Annotated in this window: 32 protein-coding genes and 1 tRNA gene; 23 read left to right on the plus strand and 10 right to left on the minus strand. The window is 61.9% G+C overall.

The features are described from left to right. Nucleotides 1–74: 74 nt before the first annotated feature. From G3N58_RS15230 to G3N58_RS15320, 19 genes are all read left to right on the plus strand, one after another. Nucleotides 75–620 carry a hypothetical protein gene (locus G3N58_RS15230; RefSeq protein WP_205999537.1) on the plus strand — a complete coding sequence of 182 codons (546 nt, stop codon included), beginning with the start codon at nt 75–77 and terminating at the stop codon, nt 618–620. Between the two features lie 13 nt (nt 621–633). Beyond that, the gene (locus G3N58_RS15235) at nt 634–822 is read left to right on the plus strand and encodes a hypothetical protein (protein WP_205999538.1); all 189 of its coding nucleotides are present in this window, start codon (nt 634–636) and stop codon (nt 820–822) included. 128 nt (nt 823–950) lie between these two features. Then, entirely contained in the window at nt 951–1,202 is a 252-nt protein-coding gene (locus G3N58_RS15240) for a hypothetical protein (protein ID WP_205999539.1), read from the plus strand. After that, entirely contained in the window at nt 1,199–1,417 is a 219-nt protein-coding gene (locus G3N58_RS15245; protein ID WP_205999540.1) for a hypothetical protein, read from the plus strand. Before G3N58_RS15240 ends, G3N58_RS15245 begins: the two co-directional genes overlap by 4 nt. A 153-nt stretch (nt 1,418–1,570) precedes the next feature. Beyond that, nucleotides 1,571–1,774, plus strand: a complete 204-nt coding sequence (locus tag G3N58_RS15250; protein WP_205999541.1) for a hypothetical protein — start codon at nt 1,571–1,573, stop codon at nt 1,772–1,774. 142 nt (nt 1,775–1,916) lie between these two features. After that, the gene (locus G3N58_RS15255) at nt 1,917–2,108 is read left to right on the plus strand and encodes a hypothetical protein (protein ID WP_205999542.1); all 192 of its coding nucleotides are present in this window, start codon (nt 1,917–1,919) and stop codon (nt 2,106–2,108) included. Nucleotides 2,109–2,176: 68 nt separating this feature from the next. Continuing rightward, nucleotides 2,177–2,467, plus strand: a complete 291-nt coding sequence (locus G3N58_RS15260; RefSeq protein WP_205999543.1) for a hypothetical protein — start codon at nt 2,177–2,179, stop codon at nt 2,465–2,467. 182 nt (nt 2,468–2,649) lie between these two features. Beyond that, a complete protein-coding gene (locus G3N58_RS15265; RefSeq protein WP_241017123.1) occupies nt 2,650–3,060 on the plus strand; it encodes a hypothetical protein in 411 nt (136 codons plus the stop codon). Between the two features lie 23 nt (nt 3,061–3,083). Beyond that, nucleotides 3,084–3,947, plus strand: coding sequence for a DUF2303 family protein (locus G3N58_RS15270; protein WP_205999544.1), 864 nt, complete (start codon nt 3,084–3,086; stop codon nt 3,945–3,947). Between the two features lie 177 nt (nt 3,948–4,124). Beyond that, nucleotides 4,125–5,192 carry a pentapeptide repeat-containing protein gene (locus G3N58_RS15275; RefSeq protein WP_205999545.1) on the plus strand — a complete coding sequence of 356 codons (1,068 nt, stop codon included), beginning with the start codon at nt 4,125–4,127 and terminating at the stop codon, nt 5,190–5,192. A gap of 35 nt (nt 5,193–5,227) precedes the next feature. Beyond that, on the plus strand, nt 5,228–6,433 hold the full coding sequence (locus G3N58_RS15280) for a DNA cytosine methyltransferase (RefSeq protein WP_205999546.1): 1,206 nt from the start codon (nt 5,228–5,230) through the stop codon (nt 6,431–6,433). 14 nt (nt 6,434–6,447) lie between these two features. Then, the gene (locus G3N58_RS15285) at nt 6,448–7,305 is read left to right on the plus strand and encodes a hypothetical protein (protein WP_205999547.1); all 858 of its coding nucleotides are present in this window, start codon (nt 6,448–6,450) and stop codon (nt 7,303–7,305) included. Next, entirely contained in the window at nt 7,302–7,553 is a 252-nt protein-coding gene (locus G3N58_RS15290) for a helix-turn-helix transcriptional regulator (RefSeq protein WP_205999548.1), read from the plus strand. Before G3N58_RS15285 ends, G3N58_RS15290 begins: the two co-directional genes overlap by 4 nt. After that, entirely contained in the window at nt 7,550–7,807 is a 258-nt protein-coding gene (locus G3N58_RS15295) for a hypothetical protein (RefSeq protein WP_205999549.1), read from the plus strand. Before G3N58_RS15290 ends, G3N58_RS15295 begins: the two co-directional genes overlap by 4 nt. Next, nucleotides 7,804–9,093 carry a hypothetical protein gene (locus tag G3N58_RS15300; protein ID WP_205999550.1) on the plus strand — a complete coding sequence of 430 codons (1,290 nt, stop codon included), beginning with the start codon at nt 7,804–7,806 and terminating at the stop codon, nt 9,091–9,093. Before G3N58_RS15295 ends, G3N58_RS15300 begins: the two co-directional genes overlap by 4 nt. Continuing rightward, nucleotides 9,059–9,469 carry a hypothetical protein gene (locus tag G3N58_RS15305; RefSeq protein ID WP_205999551.1) on the plus strand — a complete coding sequence of 137 codons (411 nt, stop codon included), beginning with the start codon at nt 9,059–9,061 and terminating at the stop codon, nt 9,467–9,469. The genes G3N58_RS15300 and G3N58_RS15305 overlap by 35 nt, the downstream gene beginning before the upstream one ends. Next, nucleotides 9,466–9,783, plus strand: a complete 318-nt coding sequence (locus tag G3N58_RS15310) for a hypothetical protein (protein WP_205999552.1) — start codon at nt 9,466–9,468, stop codon at nt 9,781–9,783. The genes G3N58_RS15305 and G3N58_RS15310 overlap by 4 nt, the downstream gene beginning before the upstream one ends. Beyond that, entirely contained in the window at nt 9,783–10,010 is a 228-nt protein-coding gene (locus G3N58_RS15315) for a DUF4224 domain-containing protein (protein WP_205999553.1), read from the plus strand. Before G3N58_RS15310 ends, G3N58_RS15315 begins: the two co-directional genes overlap by 1 nt. Beyond that, nucleotides 9,979–11,196, plus strand: a complete 1,218-nt coding sequence (locus G3N58_RS15320; protein ID WP_205999554.1) for a hypothetical protein — start codon at nt 9,979–9,981, stop codon at nt 11,194–11,196. The genes G3N58_RS15315 and G3N58_RS15320 overlap by 32 nt, the downstream gene beginning before the upstream one ends. Nucleotides 11,197–11,336: 140 nt before the next feature. On the opposite strand, the gene G3N58_RS15325 is transcribed toward G3N58_RS15320, so the two are convergent. From G3N58_RS15325 to G3N58_RS15335, 3 genes are all read right to left on the minus strand, one after another. After that, nucleotides 11,337–11,412 (minus strand) — tRNA-His (locus G3N58_RS15325). Nucleotides 11,413–11,501: 89 nt separating this feature from the next. Further along, a complete protein-coding gene (dusA, locus tag G3N58_RS15330; protein ID WP_205999555.1) occupies nt 11,502–12,503 on the minus strand; it encodes a tRNA dihydrouridine(20/20a) synthase DusA in 1,002 nt (333 codons plus the stop codon). Between the two features lie 150 nt (nt 12,504–12,653). Beyond that, nucleotides 12,654–12,956: a hypothetical protein gene (locus G3N58_RS15335; protein WP_205989984.1), complete on the minus strand. Its 303-nt coding sequence runs from the start codon at nt 12,954–12,956 to the stop codon at nt 12,654–12,656. 378 nt (nt 12,957–13,334) lie between these two features. Between G3N58_RS15335 and G3N58_RS15340 the strand changes: the two genes are divergently transcribed. Beyond that, nucleotides 13,335–14,936 carry a sulfotransferase gene (locus G3N58_RS15340; RefSeq protein ID WP_205999556.1) on the plus strand — a complete coding sequence of 534 codons (1,602 nt, stop codon included), beginning with the start codon at nt 13,335–13,337 and terminating at the stop codon, nt 14,934–14,936. A gap of 71 nt (nt 14,937–15,007) precedes the next feature. On the opposite strand, the gene G3N58_RS15345 is transcribed toward G3N58_RS15340, so the two are convergent. Both G3N58_RS15345 and G3N58_RS15350 read right to left on the minus strand, forming a co-directional pair. Beyond that, nucleotides 15,008–15,367, minus strand: a complete 360-nt coding sequence (locus G3N58_RS15345; protein WP_241017120.1) for a hypothetical protein — start codon at nt 15,365–15,367, stop codon at nt 15,008–15,010. A gap of 245 nt (nt 15,368–15,612) precedes the next feature. Further along, nucleotides 15,613–15,837, minus strand: a complete 225-nt coding sequence (locus tag G3N58_RS15350; protein WP_205999557.1) for a DUF3820 family protein — start codon at nt 15,835–15,837, stop codon at nt 15,613–15,615. Nucleotides 15,838–16,061: 224 nt separating this feature from the next. On the opposite strand from G3N58_RS15350, the gene G3N58_RS15355 reads away from it, so the two are divergent. Next, the gene (locus tag G3N58_RS15355) at nt 16,062–17,114 is read left to right on the plus strand and encodes an NADP(H)-dependent aldo-keto reductase (protein WP_167038582.1); all 1,053 of its coding nucleotides are present in this window, start codon (nt 16,062–16,064) and stop codon (nt 17,112–17,114) included. 79 nt (nt 17,115–17,193) lie between these two features. Here G3N58_RS15355 and G3N58_RS15360 read toward each other — a convergent pair whose 3' ends face one another. Further along, a complete protein-coding gene (locus G3N58_RS15360; protein ID WP_205999558.1) occupies nt 17,194–18,642 on the minus strand; it encodes a M20 family metallopeptidase in 1,449 nt (482 codons plus the stop codon). Nucleotides 18,643–19,053: 411 nt separating this feature from the next. Here G3N58_RS15360 and G3N58_RS15365 point away from each other — a divergent pair, with 411 nt between their 5' ends. Then, nucleotides 19,054–19,476: a hypothetical protein gene (locus G3N58_RS15365; protein ID WP_167038580.1), complete on the plus strand. Its 423-nt coding sequence runs from the start codon at nt 19,054–19,056 to the stop codon at nt 19,474–19,476. A 156-nt stretch (nt 19,477–19,632) separates the two neighbouring features. Here the strand turns inward: G3N58_RS15365 and G3N58_RS15370 are convergent, their stop codons facing one another. Together G3N58_RS15370 and nodI are read right to left on the minus strand one after the other, a co-directional pair. Next, nucleotides 19,633–20,460, minus strand: coding sequence for an ABC transporter permease (locus G3N58_RS15370; protein WP_167285169.1), 828 nt, complete (start codon nt 20,458–20,460; stop codon nt 19,633–19,635). Between the two features lie 202 nt (nt 20,461–20,662). Continuing rightward, entirely contained in the window at nt 20,663–21,577 is a 915-nt protein-coding gene (gene nodI / locus G3N58_RS15375) for a nodulation factor ABC transporter ATP-binding protein NodI (protein ID WP_167038576.1), read from the minus strand. A gap of 400 nt (nt 21,578–21,977) precedes the next feature. Here nodI and G3N58_RS15380 point away from each other — a divergent pair, with 400 nt between their 5' ends. Beyond that, nucleotides 21,978–22,442, plus strand: coding sequence for a universal stress protein (locus G3N58_RS15380; protein ID WP_167038692.1), 465 nt, complete (start codon nt 21,978–21,980; stop codon nt 22,440–22,442). Nucleotides 22,443–22,483: 41 nt separating this feature from the next. On the opposite strand, the gene G3N58_RS15385 is transcribed toward G3N58_RS15380, so the two are convergent. After that, nucleotides 22,484–22,630: a hypothetical protein gene (locus G3N58_RS15385; RefSeq protein WP_167038574.1), complete on the minus strand. Its 147-nt coding sequence runs from the start codon at nt 22,628–22,630 to the stop codon at nt 22,484–22,486. 116 nt (nt 22,631–22,746) lie between these two features. After that, nucleotides 22,747–23,364: a DUF2939 domain-containing protein gene (locus G3N58_RS15390; protein ID WP_205999559.1), complete on the minus strand. Its 618-nt coding sequence runs from the start codon at nt 23,362–23,364 to the stop codon at nt 22,747–22,749. Nucleotides 23,365–23,503: the final 139 nt, after the last annotated feature.

Consider the following 23,503-nt stretch of genomic DNA (forward strand, 5'->3'; position numbering starts at 1 on the left):
CAGCCGATTGTCTACAAACATCTTTGTAGCATTCTACAAGCACTTTTGCAAACCGGTATTACAAAATACTTTGTATGAATACCTACGCAGAACGCTTGGCTTGGGCGATGGTTTGCCGGGGTCTATCGCCGACCAATGACCAATCGACGCTCGCAAAGCTTGTCGGTCTCCCATGTAAGCCGCAAAACATTCAGCATCTGCTCGATCCCGATAAAAATGCGAAATCGAGCAAATACACGCCGCGGCTGGCTGAAGTACTGCATTGCGATGTTTCGTGGCTCGCATACGGCTCCGGGAAAAAGCCAGTCCCGGCCGCCGTAGCCGAGCCGGCCGGGACGTCGTTAACGGCAAAATCACCCAACTTTGAAGCGCCCGTTTACCCCGATTTCTTCGAAAACCCTTCTGCCTTACAAATTGATGTAGAGCAGATCGATCAATTCGTCGCGGATCTGAGAGAGGCGTTTCATGCAGAACGCTTGACCCCGCGCCGTTTTTCCCTGCTAAAGGGTCTGTTGGCCGAGGGAACTGAGAACCCTGCGGTCAGCATCGAAAATCAGCGGATTGCCACGCGGGGCGGCGATGGGCGACAGAAGAAACACAGAGGGAAAACCGGCACATAGCAATGTCGTGCCAATGGCCAAGTATCGAACGAGGAAGTCGGAAAAAGCCGGGTTCGAAGTGGAAGTCCATCTATTCATCGACGTCTGTTCGGACGGCGAGACGCGCTTCGGCGTGGTCGGCGCGGATGAAGACAATGCGATTTGCCTGCTCGAGCCCATGTTCGTGCTCGGTCGGCAATTAACGCAGCTCGCGACCGGTTAATTAAATCCGCGCCGCAGAGCGCGAAGTGAGGGGGTTTGAAAGCCATTCCATTATTGGTTAGCGCTGCTCTGGTGCTCGCCGGCTGCCAATCGGTCAGCGAAGTGACGCAAATCGGAAAGGATACATACATGGTCGACGCAACCACGCGCGGAGGCTTTCAATCGCACGGAGAGACTACGGCGCTCGCGATTGCGAAAGCGCGCGAATTCTGCGGGGGCATGGGTAAAGAACTGCAGAGTGCGCCGCCCAAGACTTCCGGTGCTCGCGGATGGACGCCCGTCGAATCGACCGTAACCTTCCAGTGTTTCGATAAAAACGATCCCGAATATTCGCGCCCGGGCCTCCCCCGGCTTGCGGCACCAGCGAAGGTGAATCCGTGAATAGCGCCGAAGGCATCCGCCGCATCGCCAAAGCAATCGTTGTTCTAGGATGGATTTGGGCTGGCATTTTTGCCGTTTGCGCTGTCGGTGTTTTGATCTTTGGCGGTGAGTCGCGGTGGTCCTCGATAGGGGTTTTGATCGGAGGCGGTCTCGGGTTAGGCGCGGCCAAAGGCATTGCTTGGATCGTCGCCGGTTTCGGTGCGACCCGGGCGTAATGTGTGCCAACTAGGGTAGTTTAGAAACAGGAGCCCGCGCATGCGGGCTTTTCTTCGCCCGAACTTACAAAAATGTTTGTATTTAATCTTGCTTTTCTACAAACATATTTGTAGCATTACTCCAATACGACACGGACAACATTGGGGCGATTCATGAACACGCGGGCGGTCAACCGATTTACAGCGCGGACGCGCGTCGCCGACGAAGTCAGCTACTTCGGCCGGGGCGGTCTGACGGATGCAGAACTCGCGCAGTACGCGCGGCGCACCGCCCGCCGGCCGGCCCTGTCCTTTCTCGCGCTCGCCGCCACTCCCTTCGTCGCCGAACTGCTGTGCCGCCTCTTGGGGGCTTGGTAATGCGCGCCTATCTGAAAGCGTGGCTGACGGCGCTCGTGATCCTCGTCATCTATTGCGTGGTCGCAACCGCGAGGATGGTCAGCAAGCCCGAATCGAAAGCGGCGTTGCCGCGCGTCGCACCTGATCCCGAAAAGGCTCACCCATGTACACGGCTCTCGACATCTGGTTAGCAGTCCTCGGCGGCCTTTGGGTCGGCGCATGCATCGGCGTGATTGTCGGTGGCATTAACCGCGCTGCGAAGCATGAGTCTGAAGTGCCGTTGTTTCACGTACCGGCGGCGCATCGCGAACACGAACACGAAGCGGATGGGCATTACCCCCGCACGTACGAGTAACCCCGCGCCTCTCTCAGGGCGTTTTTGCGCCGGCCTTCACGTGCGGCCTTTTTTTGAGGATTCCATGGATGCCGGAACGCTCTTCACGATCGCGTTCTTTGCCGCGATCGCCGTCGGTGCGCTGCTGGCGTGGATTTTTAACAGGTGATGCGATGCCCGCACCAATTCCAGTTACCGATGCGATGGTTGCACGCGAGTTTCGTTTGCAGCGTTGCCGCGGCTCGGCCGTCGACGCGATCACGAATCCGCTGATTCGCCGCTGTCTGGAAATGGGTGCGCGCGCTCGCGCCGACCGCGAAAACGAAGAACCGCCGGCGCGCCGCGATGCGAAGTTGCGCGCCGCCAATGACCTTGAGTGAGTCCGAAATGCTTTTCTTCCATGACCGCATGGGTCATTGCACATGCAACGAAACCGGCGTAATTGCCCACTGTGGTTTCAATCTCGATTCCAAAGCGGATGCGGGCTATTGCATTGATGCGCCTTCGTGGAGTCCGGCGGGGTCGACGCTGCGGCTGGACCCGCTCAAAGGCCACTCGCTTGATGCGTTTGCAGCACCGGCAAGCGCGTATCGCTTCTAAGCCGTCTAACCACAACCCCAAGGGGGATTTCATGAGTGCAAGACCTATCACCGATGTACTGCGCAAAGTCGCGGGCGGTGTGCTGCTCGACCGCACCAGCGAGCAGTTCGCAGACCTCGTGCGCACCATCGACGCCAGCGGCGGCAGCGGCACGCTGACGCTCGTGCTCACCGTCAAGAAAGCAAGCCGCGGGGGCGCAATGCTCGTTACGGGCAAGTGCGCCACCAAGAAACCTGCTGATGATCCGCTCGAAGCAATGTTGTATGCGACGCCGGAAGGCAATCTCGTTGCGGACGATCCGCGACAGGAAAAGCTCGATCTGAAAAGCGTCGACGCACCCGCTGTTCAACCCGCCGAACTGAAAACGGCCTAACCTTAAAAGGAACTGTACGCGTTATGAGCATCCATCACGAACAGCAAAACATTGCCGATTCGCTGGCGCGAGAAATGAAAGCACCGGTCGAAGTCGCAATGAATACCGCCGCGGCCGTGCGGCGTGTTGCCTACCCGGAAGGCTGGCAGATCAAGGAATTCGACGATTCGAAATTCCTCGCCGCACCCTTGCGCAAGACGGCAAACGTGCGCCTCCACAACACCACCGATTTCATCGGCTACGTGAAGCGTCACGGCTCGTTGACCGATTCCACCGTGTGGTGCAAGGCCGACTATCCGACGGGTCATGTCGATTTCACTGCGATCCTGAACGACAACGGCGAAGATCCGACGAAGTCGGCATGGCGCGACCATCGGGCGTTCTTCAAGCCTGAATTCAGCGAGGAATGGAAGCGCTGGATCGGTCAGCACAAGCAGCCGATGAACCAGGTTGATTTCGCGTCGTTCCTCGAAGAGAACATGAAGGACATCGCCGGCCCGATCGCGGATGAAGCGCTGCCGACCGGCTCGCAGATGCTGGAAATGGCGCTGCAGTTCGAGGCGAATCAGGATTCGCGCTTCAAGAGTGCGGTTCGGCTGCAGAACGGCGGCATTAACCTGTCGTTTGTCCAGGACGATGACGACGGCACGCTTGCGCAAATGAAGCTTTTCGAGCGCTTCTCGATCGGTATTCCGGTTTTCCGCAACGGGGATGCCTACCGCGTCGACGCGCGGCTGCGTTATCGCGTACGCGATCAGAAATTGACGTTCACGTTCGAACTGGTTCGCTTCGACAAGGTGCTTGAAGCGGCGGCGAATGGTGTGATCGAAACCATCCGGGCGCAGACCGGCAACCCGTTCTTTTTCGGCGATCCCTTCGCGAATTAATAACCCCGAATGCACGGCCCTTATGGGCCGTCAAACCTGTGATGCCTTCCAGATAGGCGTTTCAGGTTTGCTGTGTCCCCGTGCTGGAAGGGGCGCATTCCTGGCCCCGCTTTTTCCCTTCTATTGTGAGACGAGCATGAACTCGCCTCACGCATCTCAACCACCTGTGAGGAAGATATGAAAATCCAGATTCTGCATCGCTATACCGCTGCCGTCCTGTTCGAACACGATTGCGAAAACAACTCGATGCGCCTGACGCTCGAATTGGCCGTGAAGAACAGGGTCAGCCTGCGCGGCTCGGACCTGCGCGGCTCGAACCTGCGCGGCTCGAACCTGCGCGGCTCGAACCTGAGCGACTCGAACCTGAGCGGCTCGAACCTGCGCGGCTCGGACCTGAGCGACTCGAACCTGCGCGGCTCGAACCTGCGCGGCTCGGACCTGAGCGGCTCGGACCTGAGCGGCTCGAACCTGCGCGGCTCGAACCTGAGCGGCTCGGACCTGAGCGACTCGGACCTGAGCGACTCGGACCTGAGCGGCTCGAACCTGAGCGGCTCGGACCTGCGCGACTCGAACCTGAGCGACTCGGACCTGAGCGACTCGGACCTGAGCGGCTCGAACCTGAGCGGCTCGACCCTGAGCGGCTCGAACCTGCGCGGCTCGACCCTGAGCGGCTCGAACCTGCGCGGCTCGACCCTGAGCGGCTCGGACCTGCGCGGCTCGAACCTGAGCGACTCGGACCTGAGCGGCTCGAACCTGCGCGGCTCGGACCTGAGCGACTCGAACCTGCGCGGCTCGAACCTGCGCGGCTCGGACCTGAGCGACTCGGACCTGAGCGACTCGAACCTGAGCGGCTCGACCCTGAGCGGCTCGACCCTGCGCGGCTCGACCCTGAGCGGCTCGACCCTGAGCGACTCGGACCTGAGCGGCGTTCCGAAAATCCCCAATATCCATCAGGCGGTCTACGCGGCCGCATCCCAGCCGTGCACACTCGACATGTCGACCTGGCACAACGAATGTGGCACCGCGCATTGCCGCGCTGGCTGGATTGTGACTCTCGCTGGCGATGGTGGAAAGGCTCTCGAGTGGGCAATGGGTACGTCTACCGCGGCGACATTGATCTATCTCGCGAGCGATCCGGAGCGCTTCAATAAAGAGCGACTGCCCGATTTCTATTGCGGTAACGATGAGGCGCTTGAAGACATGAAGCGCATGTCGGAAGAGGAGTTCAACGCTCAGGGCGCCTAACCCACTCCCACACCCGTTACTGGAATAGAGACAGCGTGGCCGCTTATTACAACGAGATCGACAAGTACGCCGCACAGTGGCTGCGCAACCTGATAGACGCCGGGCACATCGCTCCCGGCGACGTAGACGAACGGAGTATTGAGGATGTTCGACCAGACGACCTTCGCGGATACACGCATTGCCATTTCTTCGCCGGAATCGGCGGATGGTCGATCGCACTCCGACTCACCGGCTGGCCAGATGATCGACCTGTTTGGACTGGTTCCTGTCCGTGCCAACCTTTCTCCGCGGCAGGCAAAGGCGCTGGGTTTGATGACGAGCGGCACCTCTGGCCTTTCTGGCACTGGCTCATCAGCGAGCGTCGCCCTCCAATTATCTTTGGCGAGCAGGTTGCAAGCAAGGATGTTGAACCGTGGATCGACCTTGTTTCGACTGACCTGGAAGGATTGGGTTACGCCTTCGGGGCGGACCCTTTCCCGTCTGCGGGCGTCGGCGCTCCGCACATCCGCGACCGCGCTTACTTCGTGGCCGACTCCGACTGCGCGCGATCACAAAGACGGCGCGGAGTGCGCCAACGTCGAGGTCAACGCGCTGCTCGGCCGAGCGGCTTGGTTGGCAGGCTGGCCCACGACCACGGACGCACTGCGCAAGCCAGCGGCGGACTTCGAGACGACGAACATAACGCTCAATCACGCAGCGGTACTCGCGGGATGGCCGACACCCACATCGGCGTTAGCGGACAAGGGCGTGCGATCGACGGAGGGCGGGATTCGCGAAGCGATGCGATCGCACGGGCCCGATTTGGCGGCGATGGCGACGCTCACGAGTTGGCCGACGCCATGCGCTCGGGATCACTTCCCGGCTCATTCACAAGCGTACATCGCAGAGAAGAAGGCTCAGGGCCACGGAATGGCGAATCTGAACGATGTAGTTCAGATGGCGGGGCCGGCCCGACTAACGGCTTCTGGCGAGTTGCTGACTGGTTGTTCTGCCGGGATGAAAAGTGGCGGCCAGTTGAACCCGGAACATCCCCGCTGGTTGCAGGCCTACCGGCCGGAATGGGCAAGCTCAGCCCCGAACTTCGACGACTGGCAGAACTGGCAAGCCTTGATGGTGCAAGTCTCAAGCGAGCAAAAGCCTACCGCGTCGGAACCCTTCGAGGCTACGGAAACGCAATCAACGTAGAGGCGGCGGCTGAATTCATCCGCGCCTCGCGCGAAGCAATCGATCTGACCGCCTAACCCCAGAGGACACCATGGACAACACCACTAGTACAGAAGCAGGGATGAGCACCACCATTCTCCCGGACGGAAGCGCATTTTCAGTCGCAAGCCTTCGGCTTCCAGCCGATCATTGGTTATACGCGCCTCGCTCATCGGAATGGGACAGCGCGCGCGAGACGGGCGCTGATACGCCTCATCCCATCCTTACGCATGCTCAACGCGATGCCGTCGTCGCAGCGGTGCGCTATGCCATTCGCGGCGCAACGATGTGCGGCAAAGAAAGCGACTTCGATCCTGACGCGCTAGTGCAGAACGCCGTCTACGCGCTGTGTGGTCCTTATGGCTTCGATGCACCCACACCGCAGGCAGACGCCGCGCCCGACTTGGCCGAATTCGGCGAATTGATCGACACGTATCAGTGTGCGCAGAAGGACGGCACACACGACGAACGCGCTAACGCACGTATCGCGTTGATGAACGCGTACCGCGCCGCGATAGCTGCTGGTGGGGCGGTGCAGGAGCCTGTGGGCGAAATCGTTTTATTTGGCGTTGAGCTTAAAGAGGTTTCATGGCGTGAAGGCAAGATGCCTGCGCCCGGCACGAAGCTCTACGCCGCTCCTCTCCCTCGCGTAGCCGAGACTGTGCCGCTGGCTGGTGAGCAGCGATCCGATCTGGAATGGGCGCTCAAACTGGCCGAGCGCGAGGCGCTTGATAGCGATGAGGCTATCGTAAGGCTTCGAGCCCTTCTCGCATCCCCCGCAGCAGATAGTCAAGCTGCCGCGACTGTGGCAGAGGGGAAGGGATCGCCGCCGCTTCCAATGACTCAAGCCGAACTTGACGCTTTGCCCCATTGGGTACACGCTGGCCGACCGCCTGAGGCGCAATCATGAAGCTCGGCGACCTGATCAAATCGCGCCGCGAAGCGCTCGGCATGACTCTCGACGAAGTGGCCGACGCGGCCGGCTGCTCGAAGTCCTACGTGTGGGAAGTCGAGAACCACAAAGGCTACAAGATGAGCCTAGTGCTGGCAGCTCGCTTCTCCGTCGCGCTCGGCCTACATGTCAATCTGATGGCGGCGGCAGCGCTCGAATCTGAGCGTGACCGCGCTACTTCATCGGGCATGGAGAAGGAATCGTGAGCCACGAATCGATCATGGCTGAGGTTGCCGAACTGCGTGATGCACTCGACCACATCGCAAGGGTGGCCCGCAATTCCCGCCAGCAGACCCGTCGTGTTCGCTGGATTCAGTTGCGTGCGGAAGGCGCCCTCAACGGCACTGATGAATGGCGCACGGTTGAACTGCCGCGAAAAGACGACAACCGTCGAGCAGTGCTGAGAGAGCGCGTCGACGAGTTGGAGAGTCAAGTAGCTGAATTGGAGATGCGAAAGTGACCGCCCCCACCACCAAGCTCTATGGAGCCGATATGACGGATGAACTGAAACTGACGGCCGACCGAATCGATGGAGTCATTGCCGACCTCGGATGTCGAAATGCTGCAGGTGGCATCTATACGGGAAGCATCTACGAATTTGCACGCGCAATTTATGCACTCGACCGCGCCCTGCTATCTGCAAGCACGGCTGCCGCGCCAGCGGATGCGCAGTCTGACGCGCCTTTGTCATTGATCCCCGAGCTCGTCAAACGTGATGAGACTGCAGTAAGCGCAGCGCTTTTCGATATGGGCGACGCACAGATGAAATGGCGGGCAGAGGTGCAAATGTATCGCGAAATAACGCCTCTCGCACTATCGGCCTATTTGGATGGTTACGAAGCTGGCATTGCAGCATTCCTTTCCGCCCGCGCCGCACTGCAAGCCGCCGCTGCCGCGCCATCGGCGGAAGCGCAGGACGAGCAGGGCTCGGCGTTGACGGATGATGCGCGCGAGTGCTTGCTTGATGTTGTATCGCACCACGACAACATCGTTGCGGGGTTTGCTGCTCAACGGGAAGCCGCCCAAGATGCCGACGATAGCGACACTGTTGCTTATTGGCAGCGTGAAATAAACGTCGCGCACCGCATGCAGGAACAGGCAAAGCGCGCTCTGGCCGCACCTACACCAGTAGCCGATAGTGGGGCGACGTTTCCGCGTTATATCGTCATCGGTTACGGTGAAACGGATCATCCACAAGTCGCATTCGCGCAGGTTCGGGACGAGTTGCTGGATGCCGTGCTCGGCATGATCTACACGCGTCCGTCCGACGCGCCAGCAGACATTCGAGAGGCCTATCGGGGCGACATTGAGAACGATGACGAATGGTCTCAGGACGGTATCTGGAGCGTTCAGTTCGAGATCGGCGGCGTGACCATTTACGATCTCGGTGAGCCTGTCGTCGCCGCCGCAAAGCCGGTCAGCGCGGCAGCACCGCAAGCGACGGTGAAGGGGGACTTTCAAGAGTGCGCCGCTCAATCTGGAAGTTGCAGTTACGGACCTTACGGAAGGCACGGCGAAAGCCAATGCAAGTACTGTGGCGCAGCAGCACCGCAAGACGGTGCGACGCTGACGGATGAGCAGATTGACATGATCGCGAACGATGGTTGCCGTAACGCGGCCGGCGGCATCTATTCGACCTGCGTCCATGAGTTTGCGCGCGCGGTTGAAGCCGAAGTTATCGCCTCCGTTGACGCCGCTCGCAAAGCATCGGATGAGCAGCCTGCAAGCGGAGGTGATCGTGAGTGAATCGAAATTGACACCCAACCGGCCATCGCCCGAAGGTTACGTTCTCGGCGCGCAACTCGCGCGACTCACGGATAAAGCCGAGCCTATCGTACGCGCGCAGTTTCCCGACCACAAGGCGCGCTGCAAAAGCTGCGCATTCACGGCTGGAACGTTTCCGAACGGATGTCTGCCTACCGTAATGGATGCCCTGAAATGCACGCTCGATGGCACGCCGTTTCACTGCCATCAGGAGTTCGACGAAAACGGCACACCTACGGATCTTTGCGCCGGCTGGGCAATCGCCGCAACTCAGGTTGACGATCGACTTAGAAAAATTCTCGCTCCGATCGTGAATGAGTGGGAGTTGAGCTGCCTTTTCAAGGAGCCCGCTCGATGAAACTCACCTTCGATCAAACTCCATCGTTTGAGGCGTGCCGCGCCGCCGAAGCCTGGTGTGATGCCCGCGGTATTGCTGTCGGTGCAGTTCAACAGGGCGCGCCTCGTGGCTTGCTTGTCGGCTATTACCAGATAGCCAAGTGGCGAAATCTCAATGACGCTGAACGCCGCGAACTCGCCGGCACGATGACTGGTGACATGCGGCACGGCCCGGTCGCGATCGAGCTAAAGGGCGATGCCGGTGATTATCCGCTGCTCACGCCAGAGCAGTTTGAGCATTTTGCGGGTGAGCAGCACGCGGACGAGGAGGCCTGATGTCGGACTATTTGACGGCTCATGAACTTGCGGACCTCGTTGGCTGCAAATCAAATCAGCGCGCCGCCATGGCGCATTGGCTGAAAGATAACCACTGGCGCTTCGTCGTCGACAAGAACGGCCTGCCGAAGGTCGCGCGCGAGTATCGAGACCAGAAGTTGGGTGTCTCAACAGAAAAGCAATCCACGAAATACGATGCCGGTCCGAACCTCCAAGCCTTCGCGTAACGTTCACGTCGCGACCAACGAATCTACGGGTATCGATCGACTGTACAAGCGGTATGGCGCCCGCAAAATATCGTTCTGGTACAAGCACCCGGACGGCCGCAGCGAGACGCTTACATCTGCAAAGCTCGGCGATCGAGCCACCATAGCCGCAGCGGAGCGCAGCGCGAAACGGAAGGCGCTCGACATGCAGGCTGGCAAGATCCTCGTGGGTTCGGTCGCCGACATGATTGACCGCTTCAAAACGGATGTTGCGCAGACGCACTTTCGCGACCAGTCAAAAGACGGGCTGGCAGTGCGCGCTGGCGCATACGACCGCCTCACGAAGTTTTTCGGGCGTATGGATCCGAAGAAGCTCGAAACCTTCCACGGTTACCAGTTTCTCGACCAACGTGCGAAGGCCGGCGCGCCGATCGGCGCGAACAAAGACATGGCGCTTATGCAGACTATCTGCAACTACGCTATTCGCTGGGGGGAAATCAAGCAGAACCCGTTCATCGGAATGATGCTGAACCAGGCGGATGCAGACGTTAGAACCGTGGAACGCGCGCAGGTAGTGCGGTTCTACCTTTGGTCGCTTCGACAGCCTCAGGCATATCGAACGATGGGGCTCGCCGCGATGTTTTGCTATCTGACCGGCTTCCGCGCCGCCGAGATTCGGCCGTTCCATATGTCAGGGCTCACGGACGCCGGCGTGCGCGTCGTAAGCGCCAAGCGCAAAAGAGGCGAAGCCGAAGTTCAGAAGCTGCGGTACTGGTCGCCGCGCCTGCGCGTAGTCGTCGAGCGCGCACGGCGCGACCGGAGGGTCGAGAGCCTGTTCCTCTTTCCGAATCGCCGCGGCCAGGTCTATTCGAAAAGCGGCTGGGGGTCAGTGTGGCAGGACGCCATGTACACCTACATCGGTGCGTTCGATCCAGCGATCGCGAAAGAGTTTGAAGAGAAGAAAAAACGCGAGGCCGCGCAACGCAAAGCGAAGCGCATCGATAGCCCGGCGGCCGACACCGTCAAGTTGCTGATTACAGACCATCCGGCGTACTTCTCGATGCTCGACATCCGGCCCGCCGCGATCACTGCGAAGCTGGTCAGCCGCGAGAGCGATGCATACGATTTCGCGGCTCATGCGAACCCCGCCACGACGCATCGATATTACGACCGCCGCAAAGCGAAGGCCGCGAGCGCGACCGAATAGGACCGCCAAAACACTGTATGCCCTTACAGTATGGCGGCTCGCACCGAGAAGCATCAGATTCCGAAAACAAAAAAGCCGTTCCGAATTTCACATTCTGGAACGGCTCTTGTTTGCCAACCACTTGATTCTAATATCTTTCTTGGGGTGGCTGATGGGACTCGAACCCACGACGACAGGAATCACAATCCTGGACTCTACCAACTGAGCTACAGCCACCACTAACATCTGCTTGACTTGCTTTAAAAACCTGTCTCGCCGACGAAGAAACGAGATTATAGGGACTAGATTTGCGTTTGCCTAGTCCTTTATTCAGAAATTTCGACAGGCTCGCGCAGATGCTGTCTTGCTTCGTTGAAGATGGACAGATCGCGCGCCGCGAGCCGCTTGCTATCGGACAGCACGCGCCGCCAGCCGCGCGCACCCGCTTCGCCGCGATAAAGCCCCAGCGCATGACGCGTGATCGCGCCGAGATACGTGCCGCGCGCCATTTCGGCGGCGCAGTATTCGATCAGCTTCGCTTCGACTTCGTCGCGCGTCGGCGGCGTTTGGCTGGAGCCGTAGAAGCGCGCGTCGACCTCGGCGAGCACATACGGGTTGTGATAAGCCTCGCGTCCGAGCATCACGCCATCGACGTGCTGAAGATGCTGTTCGACTTCATCGAGCGTCTTGATGCCGCCGTTGATAATGATCTCGAGTTGCGGAAAATCGCGCTTCAACTGATACGCGTAGTCGTACTTGAGTGGTGGAATCTCGCGGTTTTCCTTTGGGCTCAATCCCTTCAGGATCGCATTGCGCGCGTGAACGATGAACACCTCGCAACCGGCCTGCGCGATCGTGCCGACGAAGTCGCGCACGAAGCCATACTCCTCGACCGTATCGACGCCGATCCGGTGCTTGACCGTCACCGGCACCGAGACCGCGTCGCGCATCGCTTTCACGCAATCGGCGACGAGCTGCGGCTCGTTCATCAGACACGCGCCGAATGCGCCGCGCTGCACGCGCTCGGACGGGCAGCCGCAGTTCAGATTGATTTCGTCGTAACCCCATTGCTCGCCGAGCTTCGCCGAACGCGCGAGGTCATCGGGCTCGCTGCCGCCCAGTTGCAGGGCGACGGGAGCTTCGTCGGGCGTGAACGCGAGGTGGCGCGGCACGTCGCCGTGCAGCAGCGCGCCGGTCGTCACCATTTCCGTGTTAAGCCACGTATGGCGCGAAATCATGCGATGCAGCGAACGGCAATGGCGATCGGTCCAGTCCATCATCGGCGCGACGGAAATGCGACGCGGGCTGGGAGTGCGAGGTACAGACATGGGACGGCGGGGCTTGATTCAAAACGCTAATTTTACCGCAACGCCGTAAATTGCCGATGGCGTGGGCCGACGGCGAGCCACGGGGCGCCGCTGTCGCGGTCATTGCATGCATGTCACGGCATGACGGGCCGCGCCGCCTCGCACGCCACCTCAATGACCATGCCCGCCGCTACTCCACGAACTTCCACCACCATGTCCGCCGCCGTGCCAGCCGCCATGGCCGCCATGCCAGCCGCCGCCGTGCCCGTATCCGTGGCCGCCGTGGTAGTAGCAGCACGGACCGCCAAAACCGCCCCAGACGTCGACCGTGCCGTACACCGGCGCATAGGGCGGGCCGTATGCGTACGGGTAATACGGTTGTGCGTACGCGTAGCCCGCCGGCGGCGCGACCACGCATCCGGTCAAGCTCGCTGCCGCCGCTAGCAGCGTCATCGATGCAATGAGCCTGCTCACGATTTTCTCCTTCATATATACGTGAGAAAAACCGCGCGCCGTGGAGTTCAGTGGCATTTGTGTCCGCGCGTTACCGCGCGAGCGCATCGGGACACGGTCGTCACTCATGCTACGCGGTCGAATGCCGTCATGCTCAACCTTGGCCGCAATCTTGCCGCGTCTTACGAGACGACCCCGCGGTAACACTTGGTTAACGATTCGAAACGCAACTGAAGGGCGTGGCTGCTAATTTCGGCCCAGACAATGAGCCTTTGAATCCGGGCCGTTCGATAACCCTGCGCATGCGATTGCGCATGCCGAATCCGGAAGAAAAGAACGTACCCGCCCTCGAGCCGTTATCGGGCCGCCCGGGCGACGCCTGCCCGAATCCAGTTCTCGATGAAGCACGATCCTCCGCCGGCCACCGCGGCGCAATGGCGCGCCGAAGCCGACGCCTGCCTCGCACGCGCGGAGCACGAAGCCGCATTGCGCTGTTTCCAATCCGCATGCGCGCTCGAACCCGCCGATGCCGGCCATCACGAGCGCCTTGCCGCGACGCTGGTCGTGCTGGACCGTTTCTCCGAAGCCGAAGTCCGTTATCGCGAGGCCATTGCATGCGATCCCGGTAACGCCGATCTGCACCACGGGCTCGGCTGGACGCTCGAACGGATGAACCGGCTGGAACCGGCGGTCGATGCCTATCGCGAGGCGGTGCGTGTCAATCCGCGCGCCGACGGGTCGCACAACAACATCGGCAACTGTCTGCAGGCGCTCGGCCGCTTCGAGGAAGCGCATGAAGCGTATCGGCGCGCGATCGACGGGGCGCCGCGCGTGCCGCTCTATTACCGCAATTTCGTGCAGATCCAGCACCTTGCCGCCGACGACCCCGTGTTCGTCCGGCTCGCACAGCTTGCCGCCGATACGGCATCGTTCAATCCCGCCGAACAGGCCGAGTTGCATTTCGCGTACGCCGCGGCGCTGTCGGGCGTGGGGCGTGACGACGAATCGTTCGATCATCTGCTCAAAGGCAACGCGCTGTTTCGCGCCGGCCTGCGCTACAACGAGGCCGAATCGCTCGGACTGTTCGCGAGCCTGCCCGGGTTGCTCAGCGCGGATACGCTGGCGGCTGCGCGAGGTCTCGGCGATCCATCGGCGGCGCCGATTTTTATCGTCGGCATGCCGCGTTCGGGCTCGACGCTGATCGAGCAGATTTTCGCGAGTCATCCCCAGGTGTTAGGCGCGGGTGAGCGCACCGAATTCGGCGAGGCGCTGGTGACGTGCATTCGCCGTGACGCTGCCGACCCGTTGCGGATCGATATCGAAGCGTTGCAGCAGGCCGGCGCCGCGCAATGGCGCACGCTGGGCGCCGACTATCTGCAACGGATGCAATGCGTGCTGGCGGAAACCGGGGCGCGCGCGGGGAACGCCGCACCGCGCCACACCCATTTCACCGACAAATATCCGTTCAATTTCATCAACGTCGGCCTGATTCATCTGGCGCTGCCGAATGCGCGCTTCATTCACTGTCGCCGTTCGCCGTTGCAGACCTGTCTGTCGATTTTTTCGCGGATTTTCCACGACGTGCCGTTCGGCTACGATCTCGGCGAACTGGGCCGCTATTACCGCGCGTACGATGCATTGATGTCGCATTGGCGGCGCGTGCTGCCCGAAGGCGTGATGATCGAGATCGAATACGAAGACCTGGTCGACGATTTCGAGGCCAATGTGCGTCGTCTGCTCGCGCATTGCGGACTCGACTGGGACGAGCGTTGTCGCGCGTTTTACCGGACTTCGCGGCGCGTGAGCACCGCGAGTTCGGCGCAGGTGCGCCGTCCGCTTTACCGGACTTCGATACGTCGCTGGCAGCCGCGCGCGGAGTTGCTCGAACCGTTGTTGACGGGGCTGGGGGCGGAACTGGGAGCGGCGCGGGAAATGAGGCGGCGAGAAGAGAGATCGCAGGAGAGAGGACTACCGGAAGCCGACGTAAACAACCCGCCTTGATCCCGGCACGCAGCGAACATGACCGGCACCGGCACCGGCACCGGCACGAGCGGATAAAAACGTAGCGCGCGTCAACGCGGGATCGCCGCCGCGTGATGCAGCGCAGGGTACACGCCGACGATGAACGCCGCGTAGAGCGCGGCCATCGTCACGCCGGCGGCCGTGCCCCAGATATCGCGCGATGCCGCGCCCTGGCGGAAATGCACGGGCAGCCCGACGATCACATAGCCGATCACGAAGAACACGATGACCGCGCGCACGGGCGACAGATCGTGACCGATAAATTCAAGCAGGGCGGACAGATTGAATGCGGGCATGGACAGGCAGGCAATCACGCGGTCGGAGGTGTCGCGCGCGAAGCCGGAAGCCGAGAGCGGCGAGTGCGAGGCAGCGAGCGGTTCGCTCCATTTCACTCGTGCGGCGAGCTTCATCGCGCGATGACTTATGCGCATTAAAGGCTACGCACTCGCGACACGCAAGAAAAAGACTGTATAAATTTGTACGGCGCCGCTTTGCTTGCAGCGGGCCTGCAAGGCGACTTTCAGCGGGGCTTCACGGCGCTCCGGATGGCTTTCGACGCGAGGGTGCCGGCGTATGTCCGGCGCTGCCTTAATGTCGCTTCAACGTCGCTTCAATAGTGCTTTAACGTTTCCCCTAGGCGACGCCCGAACCGTGCCTAAGCGCCCGCTTCGCGCTTGCGCAATGTATCGAGCAACGGCTTCAGACCGTTGTGATCGATCTCCTGCATCAACGAGAGCAGACGGCCGATTTCGCCAGGCGGAAAGCCCTGGCTCGCGAACCAGTTCAAATAGTGGCCAGGCAGATCGGCAATCACGCGGCCCTTGTATTTGCCGAAGGGCATCACGCGCGTGACCAGCAGTTCGAGTTGTTCGGGATTCATGGAGGATTCATGCGGGGTAATTGCCGGGAAGCCGGCGCGAGGTTCATGAAGCGCGCCGCGAAGGATCGGGCCCGAGGCGCGGCCGCGAGCACGACCATCGAGGCCCGGCAGCGCCGGTCCGGCTTGGGTTCCGCGCAGGCACCGTATTCTAGCCGTGCTGCAGGCAGGGCGCCGGCATGGTAACGTCTGCGCTTTCCGTTCATCTATTCGACAGGACAAGCTAAATGGAATACCGCAGACTCGGTGACTCCGACGTGAAAGTCAGCCAGATCGGTCTCGGCACCATGACGTGGGGCGAGCAGAACACCGAACAGGAAGCGCATGCGCAGATCGACTACGCGCTCGATCACGGCGTCAATCTGATCGACACTGCTGAAATGTATCCGGTGCCGCCGCGCGCCGAGACGCAGGGCTCGACCGAGCGCTACATCGGCACGTGGCTCGCGCAGCACGGCAGCATGCGCGAGAAGATCGTGCTCGCCACCAAGATCACCGGGCCCGCGCGTCAACCGCATAACCCGCGCCATATTCGCGGCGAGGCCAACCAGTTCGATCGCAAGAATCTGACCGAGGCGCTCGACGGCAGCCTCAAGCGTCTGCAGACGGACTACGTCGATCTGTATCAGATGCACTGGCCCGATCGCAGCACGATGACGTTCGGCCGCCCCCTGTATCCGTGGGTCGACGACGCGTACACGGTGCCGATCGAAGAGACGCTCGCGGTGCTCGCCGACTTCGTCAAGCAAGGCAAGGTGCGTCACATCGGCGTGTCGAACGAAACGCCGTGGGGCGTCGCGCAATTCCTGCGCGCGGCCGAAAAGTTCGGCCTGCCGCGCATCGTCAGCGTCCAGAATCCGTACAACCTCGTGAACCGTACCTACGAAGCGGGCCTGTCCGAGTTCGCGCATCGCGATGGCATCGGCCTGCTCGCGTATTCGCCGCTCGCGTTCGGCTGGCTGTCGGGCAAGTACGAAGGCGGTGCGCGTCCGGCCGGCGCGCGCATCACGCAGTTCGAACGTTTCCAGCGCTACAGCAAGCCGCAGGCCATGCAGGCGACCTCGCGCTACGTCGAACTCGCGAAGCGTCACGGCCTGTCGCCCGCGCAGTTCGCGCTCGCGTTCGTCAACAGCCGCCCGTTCGTGACGAGTACCCTGGTCGGCGCGACCTCGCTCGAGCAGTTGAAGGAAAACATCGCGAGCGCGCAGGTGACGCTGTCGGCGGAAGCGCTGGCGGAAATCGACCAGCTGCACGAATTGCAGCCGAGCCCGGCGCCTTGAGCGTGAGGTGAGGGCGAGGTGAGCGCTGCGTGTTCCGGTGGGCCGGGCTGGTCTGCCGGGACACGCCCGTGAAGCTGTTTCAGCCCGCGGCCCTCGCTGCATCTGCCGCTGCGTTCCTGGGCTCATGCGTCGGTTCGCGCGTCGCCCCATGCGGCGCATTCTCGCCGAGATCCCAGAACAGTCCCGCCATCATCCGCAATCCCTCGCGCACGACCGGGCTAAGCAGATGCTCGTTCGGCGCATGCTGCGAGCAGGCCGGGTACGAATGCGGCACCCAGATCGTCGGCAGACCGAGCGTGTCGGCGAATACGTCGTTGGGCAACGTGCCGCCGAGGTTCGGCAGCACCGCGGTTTTCTTGCCCGTGGTTCGTTCGAGCGACGCGATCGCCCATTCGACCCACGGGTCGTCCGGATTCAGGCGCGTGGCCGGCGCGCCGCGTTCGACGTCGAGTTCGACGAGCTGAAAACCATGCGCGTCGAGATGCGCGCGCAGATGCTGGCCGAGGTTCTCCCAATCGGTGCCGACCACGAAGCGCAGCTGGCAAACCGCGAACGCCGCCGGCGGAATCGCGTTGACCGGGTTCTCGGGATTGCCGGCCTTGAACGCGAGCACCTCGACGCTGTTCCAGCCGAACACACGCTCGGGCGCCGTGAGACCCGGCTCGCCCCAGTTGTCGTCGATGGCCGGGTCGCCGGGGCCGCCGCCCACTGCGATGTCGGCGAGCGCGCGGCGCACGGCCTCGGGAATCGGCGGCGGACGCAAGCCTGCGACCGCGATCACGCCGCGCGCATCGACGAGACTCGCGAGCGCACTCGCGAGCACGGTGGCCGGATTGCGCAGCAGGCCGCCCCAATTGCCCGAATGGTGCGCGCCGTCGCGCAGGTTCAGCGACAGCCTGAAATTGACCGCGCCGCGCGAGCCGAGGAACACGGTCGGGCGGTGCGCGGCGAGACGCGGGCCGTCGGAGGCGATCAGCACGTCGGCGGCCAGTTCGTCGCGCTGCGCGCGGCAGATCGCATCGAGCCCCGGCGAGCCGGTTTCCTCGCCCATCTCGATCAGCAGCTTCGCGTTGAAGCCGAGCTTGCCGCCGCGCGCCTCGCGCACGCTCGCGAGCGCGGCGAGGTTGATCGTGTGCTGGCCTTTGTTGTCGGCGGTGCCGCGGCCGAACCAGCGTTCGCCTTCGACGGTCACGGCCCACGGCGTGAGCGGCGCGCGCCACTGGCTGTCGTAGCCGCGCACGACGTCGCCGTGGCCGTAGATCAGCACGGTCGGCAGAGCGTCGCCTTCATGACGGTTCGCGATCAGGAACGGTCCGAAGCCGTTCACCGGGTTATCGACGATGCGCGTCTGGAACCCGAGGCGCGCGGCTTCGGGCGCGATTTCGTCGCTCAGATAGGACCGCAGCAGCGCGTCGCGACCGCTTTCCTCGCTCTCGGTGCGAAAGCCGACGCGGCGGTTCAGGTCGGCGAGAAAGGCGCCGGATTCGAAATGCCGGGTTGCGTGCTCGATCGCCTCGTTGCGACTCATGGATGTCTCCGATGCGGGGTGGGCTGGATGGCTCGGGAGGCTGACGAGATCGTCATGCGTGTCATGCCCTGTCATTGAGAGCGATTCTAGAAGCCGGGCTTTTTTGTCACAATGGCCGCATGGCCATGTGCGACACCCAACGGCAAATGTTCTCCAGGATGCCGAATCACGGCCTACACTGTGGTGGACAGCGGCATCCCTCGACAATGCATTGCGTAAAAGGTCACGAAAAACGGCGCAGAGATAACTCAGGAAGCTCGCGGAAGAACCACGCAGAGGCAGCACGGTAACGCCGTCCGCCCGCGATGCTGCAATGCACATCGACGGCGGATATCGACCCGGACAAGAAGCGCGCACCCTCATCGGTACGAGGCGTTCGCTCACAACAGAGCAATAGGACCAGGACATCGAATGGCGCAGCAAAAAACCAATCCCAAACTCGAACAGGCGCTGACGCGCGGCGATCTGGCGATCCGTCAGGCGAACTCGGCACGCGCAACCGCGTTGTTGCGCGCGCTGGCCAAGATGATCGTCGATGCGTCGGCGACCATCGGCGTGGAAGCCTTCACGTTGATCCACGACGGCGACAGGATCTACGATCCCGCCGATGGTTTGTGGCCGCAGGCATTGCTGATTTCGCTCGACGGTCCGGTCGAGGATACCGATCCCGACGAAGTGCGCACGGTGCGGCTTATCGCCGACGATCCGGGCACGGTGTTCCGCGTCGAGTGGCAGCGCGCCGACGGCAAGATCGGACGTCATGAGGGAGGACCGTTCGCGACGGTCGCGTTTATCTCGGACGTCGATATTCCGTGGACCGATGACGAGGATTGATCGGGAGCCAGACTGAGGCGCGGGAGCGCTGCGGTTCAACCCCGCGCGCGGACAGCATCGCGCGTGCCCGATGCCTTGCACGGGTGGCTCACGTTTCTTGCCTGGCGTGACGTGCAGGGTTCCACGGAGTGGGGGCCGCGGCTTGCCGCACTCGGCCTACTTCATCATCCTGCGGCGAAACAGAATCGCGGCTACGACGAAGCCACCCACCGCATACGCGGCCAGCACGCCCGCGTGCCACAGCGCGTGAGCGACCGGCCGCCCGAGCATGACCGGGCGCATCAGTTCGACCGCATGCGCGAGCGGCAACGCGCCGGTCGCGGCCTGCGCGGCGGCAGGCAGTTGCGAGGTCGGAAAGAACACGCCCGAGAGCAGCAGCATCGGCGTGAGCACGAGCGTCTGATAGAACATGAAAAAGTCGTACGACGGCGCGAGTGCCGTCACGATCATCGCGATGCTGGCGAAGGCGAGACCGGCCAGCACGATGACCGGCAAGCCGAGCAACATCGATGGAAAGCTCGCGTAGCCGAGCACGCCGGCCACGAGCATGATCGCGGCGCCCGACAGCATCGACTTGCTGGCTGCCCAGATCACCTCGCCGAGCACGATATCGCCGAGCGTGAGCGGCGTGTGCATGATCGCTTCCCACGTGCGCTGCACGTGCATGCGCGAAAAGCCCGAATACATCGACTCGAAACTCGCCGACATCATCACGCTCGAGGCAACCGTGCCCGCCGCGAGAAACGCGATGTACGAGACGCCGTCGACGTGCCCGACCATCAGCCCGAGTCCGAGGCCGAGCCCGAACAGATAGATCATCGGGTCGGCGAGATTGCCGAACATCGACGCAAGCGCGAGCTTCTTCCAGACCAGATAGTTGCGGCGCCACACCGCGATCCAGTTCACGGCGTTGGCGGGGAAAGCGGCGAACGGTTCCTGTGCCGAAGGCGTGCCGCCGTGGGTTTCGTAGGTGCGTGCGTCCATGAGGTGTCTCGGGTTGTTCTCGCGTGCCCGGGGTTTGCCGGGTGCCTGCCTTGTGCCTGGTCCGTGCCTGCTTTGCGCGATTTTCTCGGTGGCGTCCCTTGTTTGCGGTTCCTGTCCGGTTGCCGCATCTATTGTGCGACGTCGCGGCTGCTTATGCCTTGCGTGCCGGGCATGTTTCGACGCCTCGTTTCGATGCGCGTTCTCAATCCTGCATCTCGCGGCCCGTGAGCCGCAAAAACACGTCTTCGAGATTCGCCGGCCGATGCAGATAGCGCAGATCGGCGCGCTGCTTGAGCCGCGCATGCACAGGCTGCGCGTCGTTCACGTAGCAGAACAGGGTTTCGCCGCTGATCTCGGTTCGCTCGGCGAGCGGCGCGAGTTCGTCGCGCAACGCAAGCGGGTCGGGGCCGTAGATCTCGATCACGTCGCAGCCGATCTCGGAAGCGATCAACTCGCTCGGCGCGCCCTCGGCGATCTTGCGTCCTTCCTCGATCACGCAGAGCCGATGACATAGCCGCTCGGCTTCTTCCATGAAGTGCGTGGTCAGCAGGATGGTTTTGCCGCGCGCGAGCAGCGAGCGCAACCGCTCCCAGATCAGATGCCGCGCCTGCGGATCGAGCCCGGTGGTCGGCTCGTCCATGATCAGCACGTCGGGGTCGTTGATGAGCGCACGCGCAAGCGTGAGGCGCCGCTTCATGCCGCCCGACAGTTCGCTCACGCGTGCGTCCGCCTTGCTTTCGAGCCGCGCGAATTCGAGCAGTCCGGGCACGGCCGCGCGGCATTGCGCGGCGCTCAAGCCAAAGTAGCGGCCGAACACGAGCAGGTTTTCGCGCACCGTGAAATCGGGATCGAGGTTGTCGAACTGCGGCACCACGCCGACGCGCGCCCGCGCCACGCGCGCACGGCCCGGAATCGGCTCGCCGCACAGGCGGATTTCGCCGGCATCGGGCGACGCGATGCCGAGCAGCATGCGCAAGGTCGTGGTCTTGCCCGCGCCGTTGGGGCCGAGCAGGCCGAAGCATTCGCCCGCATTGACATGGAACGACAATCCATCGACGACCGTTTTTTCGCCGTAGCTTTTCCTGACCTGATGGAATTCGATAGGGGCGGCAGGCATGGATCGATGAAGGCTCCGGAAGAACACGCTACGGCAGGCAATGGACGCGGTGCGCGCGGATGGCCGCAACGGCTACGAAAGCAGTCCATTCTAGGGCATTGTCGAGCGAAGACGCCTGCAGCCCTGTTGGGCGTAGACGCGTGTTGGACATCCTTCAGGCACCTATCGTGCTGGGGAATCGATGCTCGGGGGCGACGCTGAACGGAGCGTCGCCACGCCACGCGATATTTTTTGCGCTGCCATATTTGCGTGCAAAACCGGGCCGATGCCGCCGCAACGTCCGTGCGGCCTGCATTAACCTGTAGCGACTACGCACTTAGCGTTTTCCATCTCTTGCAAGCTGAATTGCGGCGCACCATGATTGACTCAGACCGCGCTTTCCGCGCGAAGGGAGAAAATGATGGCGAGCTACCAGAAAATCCTGTTGTGCTACGACGGCTCGCGCGAAGGCCGTAAAGCCCTGCGTTGCGGCGCCGATCTGGCGTTGGACCTGAAGGCGGAAACGCATTTGCTGTCGGTGGTCGACATGCGTTCCAGCATCGCGCAAAGCGCGGGCCTGTTGACCGACGTGGCCTGTGGCAGCTTCGAAAAAACCGCCCGCGAGATTCTGCAGGAGGGCGTGAACTGGCTGACCGAGCGCGGCGTGAACGCACAAGGGCATTTCGCGTTCGGCCATCCGATCGACGAGATCGCCAATCTCGCCAATGAGTTGCAGGTCGATCTCGTGGTGGTCGGTCATCGCTGCCGGACCGGCTTGTCGCGCTGGTGGATGGGCGCGGGTAATACGCCGCTGCTCGATCGCGTGTCGTGCAGCATTCTGGTCGCGTGTTCGTCGGTGCAGGAGCAACAGCAGGCCGCGGCCTGACGCGGTGATGTACCGATGAGCGTTGCCTGAGCAACGCTTGCTTATGCAAGATGAGGCACGATCACGCGCGGGATTTCGACATGGCGCGATCGTGCATGAGAGTTGACGCGTGCGGCTCGTTGCGTGCCGGTCTGAATGAGGGCTTGCACGAAGGTCTGAATGACGGCCTGAATAACGGCGAGCGCCATTGAAAGACCTCGATGCGGTATCGAACTGCGCCGGGTGTATCGAAACGCTTGTCGCATCCTGTCGAGTGGCCGGCTACGATAGCCGGCCACTCGTCCATTCAGATCAAACTTCCCATTCACTCGTTCAGATTGATCGCGGCGAGCTTCCACGTGATCAGACCTTCGCGGCGGAAGATGGCCGAATAATTCGCATTGCCTTCGCCGCGCCGGTACGTGATGACGAATTCATTGAGGCTGCGATAACCGGCCGTGCTTTGCCGCGCGGGCGGTGCCGCATTCGGTTGATTGGCGTTGTTTGCGGCGGGTGGCGCCGGCTGGCCTTCCGTGCTCGCGGCAGGCGGTGCCGCCGGCTGCTCGCCCGGGGTGCCGCGTGGCGGCATGCCGTTCAGCAGGGCCGCGACACCGTCTGGTGTCGCATAGGCATCGACGAGCGGACCGATCAACGTCACGCCGATCACCGCGCCAATCGTGGCTATCTTGTTACCGGCGTCCGCTTCGAGCCGGCGCGTCAGCATGTCGGCCACCTGCAGCTTGAGGCTGTCGCGTAACGCGGGAAAGTCGACGTATGAATTGACGGTTTGCACGTCTCGCGCATCGGCCGCGCGTTTGAGATTATTCACCGCGATATACGGCGACGCATAAATAAACCCTAGCGCGGCAATCACGATGACCACGATCAACGTGATAAGTAGTGGCCGGGTGGCACTGCCCTGGATGCGTTTCTGAACTCTCATCGGATCGGACTCTCCCGTCAGGTTGGGTCTAACGTGGACCACGGCGAGGACGAAACGATCCCAATACCACGCGAATACCTGAACACAGGAAGTACGCTCCGCGTTCATTCACAAATTATTCAGGACTCGCTCAGAATTT

The organism is Paraburkholderia sp. Ac-20342 (genome assembly GCF_017104985.1).
Classification (GTDB): Bacteria; Pseudomonadota; Gammaproteobacteria; order Burkholderiales; family Burkholderiaceae; genus Paraburkholderia.

Coding starts and splice junctions, on each gene's coding strand:
- G3N58_RS15230 (WP_205999537.1), top strand. CDS start 75: ATGAATACCTACGCAGAACGCTTGGCTTGGGCGATGGTTTGCCGGGGT.
- G3N58_RS15235 (WP_205999538.1), top strand. CDS start 634: ATGGCCAAGTATCGAACGAGGAAGTCGGAAAAAGCCGGGTTCGAAGTG.
- G3N58_RS15240 (WP_205999539.1), top strand. CDS start 951: ATGGTCGACGCAACCACGCGCGGAGGCTTTCAATCGCACGGAGAGACT.
- G3N58_RS15250 (WP_205999541.1), top strand. CDS start 1,571: ATGAACACGCGGGCGGTCAACCGATTTACAGCGCGGACGCGCGTCGCC.
- G3N58_RS15255 (WP_205999542.1), top strand. CDS start 1,917: ATGTACACGGCTCTCGACATCTGGTTAGCAGTCCTCGGCGGCCTTTGG.
- G3N58_RS15260 (WP_205999543.1), top strand. CDS start 2,177: ATGCCGGAACGCTCTTCACGATCGCGTTCTTTGCCGCGATCGCCGTCG.
- G3N58_RS15265 (WP_241017123.1), top strand. CDS start 2,650: ATGCGTTTGCAGCACCGGCAAGCGCGTATCGCTTCTAAGCCGTCTAAC.
- G3N58_RS15270 (WP_205999544.1), top strand. CDS start 3,084: ATGAGCATCCATCACGAACAGCAAAACATTGCCGATTCGCTGGCGCGA.
- G3N58_RS15275 (WP_205999545.1), top strand. CDS start 4,125: ATGAAAATCCAGATTCTGCATCGCTATACCGCTGCCGTCCTGTTCGAA.
- G3N58_RS15285 (WP_205999547.1), top strand. CDS start 6,448: ATGGACAACACCACTAGTACAGAAGCAGGGATGAGCACCACCATTCTC.
- G3N58_RS15290 (WP_205999548.1), top strand. CDS start 7,302: ATGAAGCTCGGCGACCTGATCAAATCGCGCCGCGAAGCGCTCGGCATG.
- G3N58_RS15305 (WP_205999551.1), top strand. CDS start 9,059: ATGAGCAGCCTGCAAGCGGAGGTGATCGTGAGTGAATCGAAATTGACA.
- G3N58_RS15310 (WP_205999552.1), top strand. CDS start 9,466: ATGAAACTCACCTTCGATCAAACTCCATCGTTTGAGGCGTGCCGCGCC.
- G3N58_RS15315 (WP_205999553.1), top strand. CDS start 9,783: ATGTCGGACTATTTGACGGCTCATGAACTTGCGGACCTCGTTGGCTGC.
- G3N58_RS15320 (WP_205999554.1), top strand. CDS start 9,979: ATGCCGGTCCGAACCTCCAAGCCTTCGCGTAACGTTCACGTCGCGACC.
- dusA (WP_205999555.1), bottom strand. CDS start 12,503: ATGTCTGTACCTCGCACTCCCAGCCCGCGTCGCATTTCCGTCGCGCCG.
- G3N58_RS15340 (WP_205999556.1), top strand. CDS start 13,335: ATGAAGCACGATCCTCCGCCGGCCACCGCGGCGCAATGGCGCGCCGAA.
- G3N58_RS15345 (WP_241017120.1), bottom strand. CDS start 15,367: ATGAAGCTCGCCGCACGAGTGAAATGGAGCGAACCGCTCGCTGCCTCG.
- G3N58_RS15350 (WP_205999557.1), bottom strand. CDS start 15,837: ATGAATCCCGAACAACTCGAACTGCTGGTCACGCGCGTGATGCCCTTC.
- G3N58_RS15355 (WP_167038582.1), top strand. CDS start 16,062: ATGGAATACCGCAGACTCGGTGACTCCGACGTGAAAGTCAGCCAGATC.
- G3N58_RS15360 (WP_205999558.1), bottom strand. CDS start 18,642: ATGAGTCGCAACGAGGCGATCGAGCACGCAACCCGGCATTTCGAATCC.
- G3N58_RS15365 (WP_167038580.1), top strand. CDS start 19,054: ATGGCGCAGCAAAAAACCAATCCCAAACTCGAACAGGCGCTGACGCGC.
- G3N58_RS15370 (WP_167285169.1), bottom strand. CDS start 20,460: ATGGACGCACGCACCTACGAAACCCACGGCGGCACGCCTTCGGCACAG.
- nodI (WP_167038576.1), bottom strand. CDS start 21,577: ATGCCTGCCGCCCCTATCGAATTCCATCAGGTCAGGAAAAGCTACGGC.
- G3N58_RS15380 (WP_167038692.1), top strand. CDS start 21,978: ATGGCGAGCTACCAGAAAATCCTGTTGTGCTACGACGGCTCGCGCGAA.
- G3N58_RS15385 (WP_167038574.1), bottom strand. CDS start 22,630: ATGGCGCTCGCCGTTATTCAGGCCGTCATTCAGACCTTCGTGCAAGCC.
- G3N58_RS15390 (WP_205999559.1), bottom strand. CDS start 23,364: ATGAGAGTTCAGAAACGCATCCAGGGCAGTGCCACCCGGCCACTACTT.